Origin of the sequence: Hyphobacterium lacteum (assembly GCF_036330345.1) — a bacterium.
Classification (GTDB): Bacteria; Pseudomonadota; Alphaproteobacteria; order Caulobacterales; family Maricaulaceae; genus Hyphobacterium; species Hyphobacterium lacteum.
Genome location: NZ_JAZDRP010000001.1, coordinates 1 through 13,399 on the forward strand (window position 1 = coordinate 1; position 13,399 = coordinate 13,399).

Below are 13,399 nucleotides of genomic sequence, written 5' to 3' on the forward strand. Positions count from 1 at the left end.
CCCCCTCGTCCCTACGGGACACTCCCCCCGCAAGCAGGGGGAGAAAAGGACAATGCCATGAGATTGGGCGGACGCATCGCAGCCGCGATCGAAATTCTCGACGCCATCGAAACCCAACACCGCCCGGTCAAGCTGGCGGTGAAGGAATGGGGTGCCGCCCACCGCTTTGCGGGATCGGGCGACCGCGCCTTCATTTCCGGCCTGGTGATGGATGCGCTGCGCCGCAAGGCGTCTCTGGGTTTTGCCATGGGCGATGACAGCCCGCGCGCGCTGGCCATGGGCGTTGTCGGCCGTATCTGGAAGATGACGCCGGCGGATCTGGCGCAGGCCTTTGCCGACGACCCGCACGCGCCCGAACCCCTGACGGACGCCGAGATCGAGGGCTTCACCCGCGATATCCATGACGCGCCCGCCCATGTGCGCGGCGATTATCCGGAATGGCTGGACGAAAGCCTGCTGCGCGTCTTTGGCGAGTTCGCCGCGGAAGAGGGCGCCGCCATGTCCGACCGCGCGCCGGTCGATCTGCGCGTCAATGAGTTGAAATCCGATCCGGACAAGGCGCTTTCTGCTGTCACGGCGAAAATCCCCACCGCCCATGCCGGGCATCTGGCGCGCTCCTGCATCCGCATTCCGCAGACCGATCCGACGGGCAAGTCGGCCCCGGCAGACTCGATCCCTGCCTATGGCAAGGGCTGGGTGGAAGTGCAGGATGAGGGCAGCCAGCTGGCCGGGCTCGCCGCGGGTGTGAAGCCGGGTGATCAGGTGCTCGATCTGTGCGCGGGGGCCGGCGGCAAGACGCTGGAGCTCGCCGCCATGACCGGCAATACCGGACAGATCCATGCCTGGGATATCGACTGGCGGCGGCTGCGCGCCATCTGGCCAAGGCTCCAGCGGGCGGGCTGCAGGAACGTTCAGGTCCATGACGGGCCGGAAGACGAGCTGGCCGAGCTGGAAGGCAAGATGGATGTGGTCTTCGTGGATGCGCCGTGCACCGGCACCGGCACCTGGCGCAGGCGGCCGGATGCCAAGTGGCGGGTCAGCGAGAAAGCCTTGAATCAACGCATTCAGGAACAGGATCAAGTTCTTGATACGGCAGCGAAATACGTAAAGGCGGGCGGGCGCCTCATCTATGTGACGTGCTCCATATTGCCGGAAGAGAATAATGACCGCGTCGAGGCGTTCCTGACGCGCGATCGCGACTTTTCCCAGCTGGACACGCTGGCGGAACTGACCCGCTCCGGCGGGCTCGTCGAGGGTGCGGAAGCCACACTTTCCGGTTGCAATGTGCCCGGCGGTGCGCTCCAATTATCGCCGCGAAGAAGCGCCACGGATGGCTTCTTCATCGCGGTGATGAAGCGGGCAACCTAGCCACCACCCCCACTTCTTCCTTGCGTCACCACCGGCTTTGACTAGCGTTCTCCTTAAGGGGGAGATACGCAATGATCCTGGCAAACTTGGCCAAGGCGCTCCGGACACAGAACTGGTTCGCGGTTTTGGTCGAATTCCTGATTGTCATCGCCGGTGTGGTGATCGGTTTCCAGATCACGGCGTGGAATGCCGACCGCGCCGAGCGCGAGATCGGACGGGAATACGTGGTGCGTCTGCAGGGAGAGCTGGAGGCCAACCGGGACCAGCTTGAATACAATATCGCCTATGCCGACTGGGTGCGGGGCCACACGATTGCGGCGCTGGACGCGTTACGGGGTGATCCCGCCGGCCTTGATGAGGATTTCATCGTCGACGCCTATATTGCCGGGCACGGCATTGGCGTCCGGGTCCAGGCCGATACATTCGACGAATTGCTGTCGACCGGGGCTTTCCAGACCATTCCCGATGCCGATGTGCGGCAAAGTCTCGTGCGCTTCTATCGGATCGCGGAAAACTCCGAGAGCTTCATGATTGATGTGGGGCAGTACCAGTCCGCCCTGCGGCGGGCCATGCCCTATGACGTGATCACACGGCTCCGCGCCGTGTGCTCGGCTGTGTTCGAGGTGGATGAGCAGGGATCGACGATCTTCAACATCCCGGATACCTGTCCACCTGACCTCTCATCGCAGGAATTTGACGAAGCCATTCAAAGCCTTCTTGCGGCCGATCTGGTGCCCGAGCTCCGCGAATCTCTGGCGCTGATAGAGGTGAAGACCGTCGCGTTCCTGCGGGTTGGTTCCGCCGCCGCCGATGCGCTGGCCGCGCTGGAGCGGCTGGAATAGGGGAGGCCGCGATGGACACCGAGCGGATCTACGGACGCCTGTCGCTGGACAATGCCCTGTTGATGGTCGGTATTCCCGTGGCGCTCCTCTTCCAGATGTTTTTCGGTCCCAATCCGCCCGAGGAGATCCGCGTCTTTCTTTATGCGCTGTTCTGGCTGGTCATCGTGATTGTCGCCGTGCAGCACGCTGTCTTGCTGTTCCGGATCTATTACCTGGAACTGACGCCGGAAGGCCTGCGCGAACATGGCTCGGTGATCCGCCGCGAGGCTGCCTGGCGCGACATTCACAGCTTCTACGTTGCCGCACCGGGCATGACGGGCTGCCGCCTGACCAATGGCAAGAGCTTTTCGATCAGCCATCTGATCGGGCGTTCGCCGAACACGCTGATCCCGCTGCTCGAAGCCAGACGGGCCAAGGCGCTGGGGCTGGGCTCATAAGCGGCACGTTTTGTCGGCGCTGAAGGTCCAAGTTCATTCCTCGTCTTCCTCCGGTCCCCTGCATTCGCGAGGACAGGCAAGCCGGAGAAAGACGCGGTCTGTATTGTTTTCCTCCCCCGTTCACGGGGGAGGTGCTGAGCGTATGCGAAGCGGAGGGGGCCAGCCCCCCTCGGTCCTTTTCCCCGCCTTCGCGGGGACAGGCGGACCACTCCCCCCGCAAGCAGGGGGAGAAAAGCAGTGCTCCGGAATGACGAATTGATGGGTTCAATTCGTAGTGAGCGGACTCGCCAACTGCACCACTTGGGCCCAAAACTCCCGCTCATGACGAAAAAGCTCTCCTACGCCGCGCTTGACAAACTCGGACGGGTGCGCCTGTCGCCGAATTTCTTCTTCCGCGATTTTCTCTATTCCGAGATCTCCAATTATCACGGCATCCCCAATTTGCCGCATTATCCCGATGTCGCGATCGAAGCGGCCACACACTATTGCGAGCAGCTTCTCGAGCCCCTGACCGCGGCGTTCGGCAAGATATCGATCCGCTCGGCCTATCGTTCGCCGGAGGTGAACGCCTATGGCAATGAGCACGATCTCAACTGCGCCTCCAATGAAGCGAATTACGGTCGCCACATCTTCGATTATCGCGACAAGGACGGTGCGCTGGGCGTAATGGCGACCATTGTCGTCAATGCCTGGGTAGACGAATTCGAGGCCAGCAAAAACTGGCCCGCCATGGCCTGGTTCATCCATGATCACCTGCCATATTCGGTGCAGATCTTTTACCCCAAACTCGGCGCCTTCAACCTGTCCTGGTCGGAAAACCCGGAGCGCCATATCCGCAGCTGGGTGGAGCCCGCCGGCACGCTGACGAAGCCGGGCATGGATAATCATGAGGATGATCATTCGGCGCAATACGACACGCCGTTTTTCCGGGCGGCCGGGGAACGTTTGCGGGCGTATCTAGATCGATGACAATCGTCATCCCGGACAGGCGTCAGCCTGATCCGGGACCCATTCCGTGACGGTGAGGGTCCGGAATGGGTCCCGGGTTCACGCCCGCGGCGCGCCCCGGAATGACGAATAAGCGTAAACCTGAACATCCGGACTCGCGTTTCCCGCTGACTCGCGCTAATCGCTCGCCATGACAGACCTCTCCCAAGATCTTGCCAAGCATCATGAACGCGTCCTGGTGGTCGATTTCGGCTCCCAGGTGACCCAGCTGATCGCCCGCCGCCTGCGCGAAAGCGGCGTCTATTGCGAAGTCCATCCGTATAATCGCGCCGACCGGGCCTTTATCGAAGGCTTCGGCCCTCAGGCGATCATATTGTCGGGTTCGCCGCACTCCACGCACTGGGAGAACTCGCCGCGCGCAGATGACGCCGTGTTCGAGCTGGGCGTGCCGGTTCTGGGCATCTGCTATGGCGAGCAGACCATGATGGCCCAGCTGGGCGGTTCGGTAGAAGGCAGCGAGGACAAGGAGTTTGGCCGCGCCGACATCCAGATCGTCGCCGAGAGCCCGCTGTTTGACGGTTTTGGCGGTGTCGGCCATGAGGAACGCGTCTGGATGAGCCATGGCGACCGCGTCGCCAGCCTGGCGCCCGGCTTCCACGTCATTGCCACCTCGCACCATGCGCCCTTTGCCGCCATCGCGGACGAGGGACGGCGCTTCTATGGCGTGCAATTCCACCCGGAAGTCGTGCACACGCCGCGCGGCGCGCTCCTCTTGCGCAATTTCACCCACAAGATTGCCGGGCTGAAGGGCGACTGGACGATGGCGGCCTTCCGCGAGGAGGCGATGGCCAAGATCCGTGATCAGGTCGGCTCCGGCCGGGTGATCTGCGGTCTCTCCGGCGGTGTCGACAGCGCGGTCGCGGCCAAGCTGATCCATGATGCGATCGGCGACCAGCTGACCTGTGTCTTCGTCGATACCGGGCTGATGCGCCTGAATGAGGCGGAGGAAGTCGTTGGCCTGTTCCGGGACTCATTCAACATCCCGCTGGTACATGCCGACGAGGAAGCGCTCTTCCTCGGCGAGCTGGACGGCGTCACCGACCCGGAAGCCAAGCGCAAGACGATTGGCCGGCTCTTCATCGACGTGTTCGAAAAGCACGCCAAGGCCGCGGGCGGGGCGGATTTCCTGGCGCAGGGCACGCTCTATCCGGATGTCATCGAGAGCGTCTCCTTTGATGGCGGCCCGTCTGTGACGATCAAGTCGCACCACAATGTCGGCGGCCTGCCCGAACGTATGAACATGAAGCTGGTCGAGCCGCTGCGCGAGCTGTTCAAGGACGAGGTGAGGGCGCTGGGCCGCGAGCTGGGCCTGCCCGATGCCTTTGTCCAGCGCCATCCCTTCCCGGGGCCAGGCCTCGGCATCCGCATTCCCGGCGCGGTCTCCAAGGAAAAGGCCGACATCCTGCGCAAGGCCGATGCGATCTATATCGACGAGATCCGCAAGGCGGGGCTTTACGATACGATCTGGCAGGCCTTTGCCGTGCTCTTGCCGGTGCAGACCGTCGGCGTGATGGGCGATGCCCGCACCTATGACCACGTCCTCGCCCTGCGCGCTGTGACGTCAGTGGACGGCATGACGGCGGATTATTTCCCCTTCGATCATGACTTCCTCGGCCGCACCGCCACGCGCATCATCAACGAGGTGCGCGGCGTCAACCGCGTTGTCTATGACGTGACGTCCAAACCGCCCGGCACGATCGAGTGGGAGTAGGGGGGTGAGTTCGGACCGCCTCGATGCCCTGGAAATGCTCGCCGCTGAACAACAGCGCACGATTGACGAGCTGTCCGAGGTGATGACCCACCAGCAGCGCGAGATCGAACGGCTGAAAAAGCGTCTGGAAGCCTCGGACGACCGCATTGCCGAGCTCGAATCCGGCCTGCCCGCTCCGGGCAATGAAAAACCGCCGCATTATTGAGGTCGGACCTCCGGCGTTGTTTTTCCTCCCCCGTTTACGGGGGAGGTGATCGCGAAGCGAGCGGAGGGGGCCAAATCAAGCGTTAATCGCCCCCCTCGGCCTTTCAGGCCACTCCCCCCGCAAGCAGGGGGAGAAAACAAGCCTTCGCCACCCCGCGCAGGATGGCATCGCCCGCAAGTCCTGCTAACCTCGGCGGCAGGGGGAGTTTCCATGACGATTCAGCGGCGTTTGGCCGATGCGCTTCGACGGCAGGACTGGGTGACGGTGCTGATCGAGTTCGCCATGGTTGTGCTGGGCGTGCTCCTCGCCCTGCAGGTCAATACCTGGAATGAGGCGCGACACGCGCGAAGCCTTGAACGCCAGTATCTCGAGCGCCTGTTTGACGATCTCAACGGTTCGATCGAAGATTTCAACACCAATATCGGATGGGAAGTCAGCCGGCTGGAAACCCAGTACCTGGTCCTCGAGAGCCTGCGCGCCGGGGCGCTCGATCCCGGGGCCGAAACCATGTTTGAATCCGGTCTCGCCTGGGCCGGGATACACAATCCGCAGCGCCGCCGCTGGGGCACGGTCGAGGAATTATTCTCGACCGGCAATATTGCCCTGATCCGCGATGTCGAGCTGCGCTCGGAGATTTCCCGCCTGGGCGGCTGGTATGACCGCAATGACGCGATTGTCCGCGACGCCTCGGCCCGCGTCATCCCGCTTCGCGCCCAGCTGACCCGGCATTACGAGATCGTCCGTGCTGAATCGACTACCCACGGTGGACAGGCGGAAGTGAACTACGATTTCGAAACGCTGGCATCGGATCCGGCCTTCCTCAACACGTTTTCCGATCTCCATGTCCAATCGGAGCTCATATACGGCTTCTCCTATGGATCCATGGAAGAGTTCGCCGATCTGAGGGACCGCCTGGCCGGGGAACTGGGCATCCCCACAGAGGGGCTGCCGCAATTGCCGGACCATCCCGAACGGCCCTGGCGGAACTTCGATGAGGATGGCCAATGATCCTTCGGCGCCTGTCAGAACACGTTCGTGAGCAGAACTGGACGGCCATTGCGCTGGATTTCCTGGTCGTGGTGCTGGGTGTCTTCATCGGTCTGCAGGCCCAGCAATGGAATGAACGGCGGATGGATGCGGCACGCGGCCAAGCCTATCTGCACTCGCTTGCCAGTGATTTCGACGTGATCACTGCACGCCTGGAGGATGGGCAGGCGACCTTCCGCATCAGCGTGGAAAGCGCCGAGCTCCTGCTGCTCGCCCTGGCTGTCCACAATGGCGAAAGCGACGCCCCCATGCCGTCTGAAGATGATCTGGCAGGCGCGGCAATCGGCATTGGCGCAGGCCGTGTGCCGTCCGGACCCGCGGCCACCTTCGAGGAAATGGTGTCGCGCGGCGACCTGGCGCTCCTGCAGAACACGGAGTTGCGCAACCTTCTGTTCGAATATGCGGAATTTGCCTCGATTGCGCGCGATGCGTGGCGCACGATCCGGCAGGAATATGTCGAAAACCGCACCGCAATGGGCGGGTTGGTGCAGGTAGATATCGGCTTCGAGGAAAACGGGGATACAACCACTTCGCCCACCGCTTTCGACGACCAGCGCTTTTTCAGCGATCCCGATATTCCCGGCCATCTGACGATGATCCAGATGGTTCAACTGAACAATTACCAGCTGCTGGTCACCCAGTTACGCATTGCCGAGGAGATCGAGGCACTGATTGCGGAAGAACTGGGTGAAACCGTTACCGACTGACGCGGCGGTGCGTGCCTGCTAGTCTCCCCGCCAACAGGGGAGGAAATGCCATGTCCTATGTCGATGGATATGTGATCGCTGTGCCGACAGCGAACAAGGACGCCTACAGGAAACTGGCTGAGGCCATGGCGTCGAATTTCAAAGACCATGGCGCCCTCAGCGTGGTCGAAAGTTGGGGCGATGATGTCCCGGACGGCAAGCTGACAAGCTTTCCGCTGGCGGTGAAAGCCGGGGCCGACGAAACCGTGGTGTTCTCCTGGGCCGTCTGGCCGGACAAGGCGACACGCGATGCTGGCATGAAGGCAGTCATGGAAGATGAGCGCATGCAGGCGATTGGACCCGACAGCATGCCGTTCGACGGCCAGCGCATGATATTTGGCGGTTTCGAGGTCATCGTGGAGGCCTAGCCCGCCGTTGGCCCGTGTTCCAGCTCGCGGATAATGGTCTCGCGCAGGCGTTCTGCAGCGACGGGAAGAGACGGGGCTTCAATCAGCGCCATTTCCGTATCCTGAAGGTCCGGCAAACCACTTTCCTCTCCATCCAGCAGGGTGAGGTCGGACGGCACCATTTCCTTGGGCAGCACACTGACGCCCAGGCCGGCCCGCACCGCCGCATGCGTGCCCGCCAGCGATGTGCAGGTATAGGCAATCCGCCAGTGCCGCCCCGCCGAATCCAGCGCCTGTGTGGCCCGGCTGCGATAGACGCAAGGCGAGGGTGAAACCACCAGCGGCAAATCCTCCCGCTTGAGGATGTCCTCGCTATTGGCGACCCATACGAGGGGTTCGCGCCAGACCCGCCGGCCGGCAACACCGGCGCCCGGCTCGCGCTTGACGAGGGCGAGATCGAGCCCGCCCGCCTCGAAGCGGTTGATCAGATCCAGCGTCAGCTCGCAGGTCACTTCCAGCACCACGCCGGGATGGCTCCGGGAAAATCGCGACAGCACGCCGGGCAGGTGCGAGGTGGCAAAGTCCTCTGGTGCCCCCAGACGGACCACACCGGTCAGCGCCTGCTTGTCGAAGCGATTGGCCAGATCATCATGCAGGCTGAGGATCTTCCTGGCCTGTTCCAGCAGGGCCTCGCCCTCATTGGTCGGGCGGACCAGGTGCGGATTTCTTTCCAGCAATTGTACGCCCAGCCTTTCCTCCAGACGCTTGATCTGGAGTGACACCGCCGACTGGCCACGATTGAGCCGCTTGGCGGCCGCACTGAAACCCTGATGGTCGACGACGGCCACAAAGGCGCGCAGGAGATCGGGATGCAGGGCGTTTGGCATGATTGCAGAACGTAATAGTAAAGTTCATAACAATCAATTTCCAAAATGAATTGGACCGCCCTATATCGCGCCCGAACCTCCCCGGATTGCAAAGGAAATGGTCATGAATGCGCCCACCAAAACACAGGACTTCCCGCAATTTGCCGAAAAGGCCGAGACACCGCGCGTCACGGTTGCCTTTGGTGACGGGATTGGCCCGGAAATCATGCAGGCTGCTCTGGATGTACTGATTGCCGGCGGTGCGCAGATGGAAATCGAGCCGATCGATATTGGCGAGAAAGTCTACAAGTCTGGCATCAGCGCCGGCATCACGCCGGCCGCCTGGGACAGCCTCCGCCGTACGCGGGTTTTCTACAAGGCGCCCATCACCACGCCGCAAGGGGGCGGATACAAGAGCCTGAACGTGACGGTTCGCAAATCGCTCGGCCTGTTTGCCAATGTCCGGCCCTGCACGGCCTATGCGCCCTATATCGCGACCCGCCATCCGGACATGGACGTCGTCATCGTCCGCGAGAACGAGGAAGATCTCTATGCCGGCATCGAGCACCGCCAGACCGACGAGGTCTATCAGTGCCTGAAACTGATCACCCGCCCGGGGTGTGAAAAGATTGTCCGCTATGCCTTCGAATATGCGCGCGCCTATGGCCGCCAGAAGGTGACCTGCATGGTCAAGGACAACATCATGAAGCTGACCGACGGCCTGTTCCGCAAGGTCTTTGACGAGATTGCAAGCGAATATCCCGAGATCGAGGCCGATCACTACATTATCGATATCGGCACAGCCCGCCTGGCCGACCAGCCCGAGCGCTTCGATGTCATCGTCACGCCGAACCTCTATGGCGATATCATTTCCGACGTGGCCGCCGAGATTGCCGGGTCCGTCGGCATGGGCGCTTCGGCCAATATCGGCGAAAGCTGCGCCATGTTCGAAGCCATCCACGGATCGGCACCGGACATTGCCGGACAGAACATCGCCAACCCGTCAGGCCTGATCCTCGCCGGTGTCATGATGCTGGTGCATCTGGGGCAGGGCGAAGCCGCGGCCCGCATCCACAATGCCTGGCTGAAAACCGTGGAAGACGGTGTCGGCACCGGCGACATGAAGCCAGAAACCGAAACCCTCGGGACTAAGGAATTCGCGCGGGCCGTGATCGCGCGCCTTGGCCAGAAACCGTCCAAATTGCCCGAAGCCAGCTATGAGGCCGATCAGAAGCCGATCATCATCGAAACGCCGGAGCGGGCGGCGCCTGCCAGCAAGGCTCTGGTTGGTGTCGATATCTTTGTTCACGACTGTGAAAGCGCCGATGATCTGGCGGATCGCCTGAATGCGGCCGCCGAGGGTCCGTTCAAACTGGTGCTGATCACCAATCGCGGTGTGAAGGTCTGGCCGCAGGGATTGCCGGAAACCTTCTGCACCGATCACTGGCGCTGCCGTTTCGAGGCCGATGGCGAGGTTTCGACCACCCATGTCGCCAGCCTGATGGCGCAGCTGGCCGGCGCCGCGATCGACGTGGTGAAGACGGAAAACCTCTACACCTTCGATGGCGAACGCGGCTATTCGCTGGGGCAGGGTCAGTAGCCCTGGCGGCTGAGTGCGCTCCTGACCTTTGGCATGATCCGCCGGCTAACCGGGATGGTGTCAGAGGTCGAGAGCGCGAGCAGCCCCACGCCGCTGGCCTCGCGTGTCAGGCTGACAACAAAAGCAGTGTTCACAATATGTGAGCGGTGGACGCGCAGGAATGTTTCCGGGAGCTGACTCTCGATGTCATTGAGGCTGGTGGAGAAAAGCCTCGCACCACCATTGCTGAAATGAATTTCGACGTAATCGCCGGCCGCCTGCAAATGGACGATCTCGGAGATATTGAGCCGTTCCAGCTTGCCGGCGCTGTGGAGCTGGATCTGGACAGGCTCGGCCCGCAGCCTGGCCTGCTCCAGTGCCATTTCCAGCCGTTCGGCGCGATGAGATTCGGTTGCCGCGAGGCGTCGGGCACGGGCAAGGCTGACCGCTGAGTCGAAGAATTGCAGAAATAACAGCGCGCTCGCGAAATAGAAGATCGAAACATCGATGAAACGGTCCAGCGAAACAAAAAGCGCAAGTCCGAGCAGGCTGAAAACCAGCAGGTGGATGCGTACCAGTGCCCCGCCTTTGCGGCTCCACCAGGCCAGAAGGGGTAATGCGATCAGCAGCGGAATGATCAGTGCCAGCAATGTCTTGGGGTCATAACTGGCTGTGAAGGCCGTCACGACCAGCACAACAGTGCTCGACAGTGCAACCACGCCCCAGCGCAGGCGGGCGGACCAGCCGGAAAAGCGCTTCAGGATGTGCGCCAGCGCCAGCGCGCCAAAACCCGCTGCCATGGTAACCACACCGAACATTCTCCAGGCATGGAGCGGATAAGCGTAACCGAACAGGCCGCGGCTGGTTTCCAGGATGAGTTGCGCCGAAATGACCAACGCTGCCAGCGTCAGGATCAGAGCACCCTCCTTGTCTTCTCCGCGCAAGGCCGAGAAGCCGAAGACGAAAAAGGCAATGACAAAGACACCAAGATTGATCAGCGCGGGCCAGTATGCCCGCAGGATACGTTCGCGCGGCGAGGCAAATTCGGCCATCATCAGATAGTGAACGGGGTAAGCGAACTCGACCGGCCCGTGATGCGACGACATCAGGGCGGCGATTTCATTTTCGCCGGGCCGCAGAGTGTCCGGCGGTACAAACAGGACGGCATCCATCTGGCCGGGCTGCTCAGAGCTGCGGTTCAACCCCGGCCGGCCGTTGGAGCCAATCAAGCGACCGTTGATGAATATCGTTGTGGCCATCGCTCCACCAACGAACATGCCGAGCGGACGGTCTTCCGGCACGGCTGTGATGTCCAGTCTCATCTGGACCCAGATCAGCCGGCCCTGCGGATCGATTTCATGCAGATTGGTCGTCACGCAGCCTTCGCGTCCGAAATCCGGCGGCAATGTATCCGAAGGCCCGGCCTCACAGATGCGGGCCCCGGCCAGAGCCACGCTGGTCTGGCCGTGCGCAGCGGCGGCCAGGAAGATCAGCCCGAACAGAATGGAAACAGCTCTCATGGCGCCTTTCTACCGCCATTCACCGGAAACGTCCTGCCGCTGGACGGATAATCACTGCCGCTGACCGATTTCTTCCGGCCAGCGCCGGGCTCATCGGCCTAGCCTCGCCCGGATTGTCGATTGGAGGCACAAATGAAAACAATCTCTCTCGCCATACTCACGGGGCTGGCTCTGGCCGGATCCTGCTTTGGACAACCGGCCATTCTTCCCGATGAGACCGAGATCGAGTTTACCGCGTCCTCGGGCCAAACCGTCACCGCTTATCAAGGCGCGTTCCTGGTTCCTGAAAACCGGAATGATCCCGGTACGCGAACGATCGAGATCGGCTATATCCGTTTCCCCGCAACGACTGACAATCCGGGCTCGCCCATCGTCTATCTTGCCGGAGGGCCGGGAGGCAGCGGAACCGGCACCGCCCGTGGTCCGCGTTTCCCGCTTTTCATGGAGATGCGGCAACATGGCGATGTCTATGCTTTCGACCAGAGAGGGACCGGACTTTCGGCGAATGGAATTCCGGTTTGCACGTCCAGTGTTCCGGATCCGCAGGCAAGTCCGGTTACCGATACGGAATGGACGAGCCGGCACCTGCAGGCGGCCAGGGAATGCGCGGCGTTCTGGGACGATGAAGGGATTGATCTTCGCGGCTACACCACGATGGAAAGCGTCCGCGACCTCGAGGCGTTGCGGCAACATGCCGGAGCCAGTCAACTCAGCCTCTGGGGCATTTCCTACGGCTCTCATCTGGCTCTGGCCGCCATTGGCGAAATGGATGAGCAGCTTGATCGTGTCATCATCGCGAGCGCAGAAGGACTGGATCAGACGGTGAAGCTGCCGGAATACACGGCCGCCTATTTCCAACGCCTGCAGGATGCCGTCGACAGTCAGCCAGCCGCCGCAGCGGCCTATCCAGATATTCTGGCGCTGATGAACCGGGTTCATGACCAGCTGGAGCAACGCCCGCTGCAACTCGAGATTCCGCAGGAAGATGGTTCGACACGTGGCTTCCTGTTACAGCGCCACCACCTTCAATGGTTTGCCGGCGGCTTGTTGGCAGATCCCGAAAGAGCGCCGGTCATGCTCCAGCTATACGCATCTCTGGACGCCGGCAATGCGACGATTGCAACCGCCTTGATCCAGCGGTTTGTGCCACTGACCGACCATATCAGCCTCCGGGCCATGCCACTGGCGATGGACCGGGCATCCGGCATTACGCCGGAGCGGCTGGCGCGGTTCAATGAAACGGTCGCAGAAAGCCCAGTTGGACTTTATCTGAATGCACCCATGCCCCAATTGCTGGATTTCATGCCCGAAATTGATCTCGGAGATGAGTTCCGCGCGGGTCCGTCCGGCGACACACCGGTCCTGTTGCTGACAGGCACGCTCGACAGCCGGACCTATATCGAGGAGCAGGCGCAATCTGTTGCTGGCCTGGACAATGTCACGCAGGTGATCGTGAGGAATGCCGGCCATAATCTCTTCATGACCTCTCCTGCAGTCGCCGATCGGATGCATCAATTCATGCGCGGCGAGGCGGTCGATGCGGATGAGATCACGATTGATTTGCCGGACTTCACTGCCAGTCCGTTCAGCCGCTAACGCTCCCTGGAATGCAAACTTCAACTTGAATCGATACTTTAAGAGCGGGCATTCCGGTGGCCGCTCTTTTTGTACCCGCCGGCCCGGGTGAAGGCGAAAACCGATTCCGCACCAGACACTTGGGGGC

13 protein-coding genes are annotated in these 13,399 nt (G+C 61.7%); 11 read left to right on the forward strand and 2 right to left on the reverse strand.

Going from position 1 to position 13,399, the window contains the following annotated elements:
* Window positions 1-57 precede the first annotated feature (57 nt).
* The 9 genes from V0U79_RS00005 (at window position 58) to V0U79_RS00045 (ending at window position 7,732) form a co-directional block, all read left to right on the forward strand.
* A complete protein-coding gene (locus tag V0U79_RS00005) occupies window positions 58-1,368 on the forward strand; it encodes an RsmB/NOP family class I SAM-dependent RNA methyltransferase (protein ID WP_330197400.1) in 1,311 nt (436 codons plus the stop codon).
* Window positions 1,369-1,439: 71 nt separating this feature from the next.
* A complete protein-coding gene (locus V0U79_RS00010) occupies window positions 1,440-2,210 on the forward strand; it encodes a hypothetical protein (protein ID WP_330197401.1) in 771 nt (256 codons plus the stop codon).
* An 11-nt stretch (window positions 2,211-2,221) separates the two neighbouring features.
* On the forward strand, window positions 2,222-2,647 hold the full coding sequence (locus tag V0U79_RS00015; RefSeq protein ID WP_330197402.1) for a hypothetical protein: 426 nt from the start codon (window positions 2,222-2,224) through the stop codon (window positions 2,645-2,647).
* Between the two features lie 321 nt (window positions 2,648-2,968).
* Window positions 2,969-3,616, forward strand: coding sequence for a hypothetical protein (locus V0U79_RS00020; RefSeq protein WP_330197403.1), 648 nt, complete (start codon window positions 2,969-2,971; stop codon window positions 3,614-3,616).
* Between the two features lie 169 nt (window positions 3,617-3,785).
* Window positions 3,786-5,366 carry a glutamine-hydrolyzing GMP synthase gene (guaA, locus tag V0U79_RS00025; protein WP_330197404.1) on the forward strand — a complete coding sequence of 527 codons (1,581 nt, stop codon included), beginning with the start codon at window positions 3,786-3,788 and terminating at the stop codon, window positions 5,364-5,366.
* Window positions 5,367-5,370: 4 nt separating this feature from the next.
* Entirely contained in the window at window positions 5,371-5,571 is a 201-nt protein-coding gene (locus V0U79_RS00030) for a SlyX family protein (RefSeq protein WP_330197405.1), read from the forward strand.
* Window positions 5,572-5,781: 210 nt separating this feature from the next.
* Complete coding sequence (locus V0U79_RS00035; RefSeq protein ID WP_330197406.1) at window positions 5,782-6,579, forward strand: hypothetical protein; 798 nt, start codon at window positions 5,782-5,784, stop codon at window positions 6,577-6,579.
* On the forward strand, window positions 6,576-7,325 hold the full coding sequence (locus tag V0U79_RS00040; RefSeq protein ID WP_330197407.1) for a hypothetical protein: 750 nt from the start codon (window positions 6,576-6,578) through the stop codon (window positions 7,323-7,325). The genes V0U79_RS00035 and V0U79_RS00040 overlap by 4 nt, the downstream gene beginning before the upstream one ends.
* A gap of 50 nt (window positions 7,326-7,375) precedes the next feature.
* Complete coding sequence (locus tag V0U79_RS00045; RefSeq protein WP_330197408.1) at window positions 7,376-7,732, forward strand: DUF1428 domain-containing protein; 357 nt, start codon at window positions 7,376-7,378, stop codon at window positions 7,730-7,732.
* Here the strand turns inward: V0U79_RS00045 and V0U79_RS00050 are convergent.
* Window positions 7,729-8,598, reverse strand: a complete 870-nt coding sequence (locus tag V0U79_RS00050) for a LysR substrate-binding domain-containing protein (RefSeq protein WP_330197409.1) — start codon at window positions 8,596-8,598, stop codon at window positions 7,729-7,731. The two genes, V0U79_RS00045 and V0U79_RS00050, sit on opposite strands and share 4 nt — an antisense overlap.
* A gap of 103 nt (window positions 8,599-8,701) precedes the next feature.
* Here V0U79_RS00050 and V0U79_RS00055 point away from each other — a divergent pair, with 103 nt between their 5' ends.
* Window positions 8,702-10,177 carry an NADP-dependent isocitrate dehydrogenase gene (locus tag V0U79_RS00055; protein ID WP_330197410.1) on the forward strand — a complete coding sequence of 492 codons (1,476 nt, stop codon included), beginning with the start codon at window positions 8,702-8,704 and terminating at the stop codon, window positions 10,175-10,177.
* On the opposite strand, the gene V0U79_RS00060 is transcribed toward V0U79_RS00055, so the two are convergent.
* The gene (locus V0U79_RS00060) at window positions 10,171-11,676 is read right to left on the reverse strand and encodes a LytR/AlgR family response regulator transcription factor (RefSeq protein WP_330197411.1); all 1,506 of its coding nucleotides are present in this window, start codon (window positions 11,674-11,676) and stop codon (window positions 10,171-10,173) included. The two genes, V0U79_RS00055 and V0U79_RS00060, sit on opposite strands and share 7 nt — an antisense overlap.
* Before the next feature lie 132 nt (window positions 11,677-11,808).
* Here V0U79_RS00060 and V0U79_RS00065 point away from each other — a divergent pair, with 132 nt between their 5' ends.
* The gene (locus V0U79_RS00065) at window positions 11,809-13,272 is read left to right on the forward strand and encodes an alpha/beta fold hydrolase (protein WP_330197412.1); all 1,464 of its coding nucleotides are present in this window, start codon (window positions 11,809-11,811) and stop codon (window positions 13,270-13,272) included.
* The last annotated feature ends 127 nt before the right edge of the window (window positions 13,273-13,399 follow it).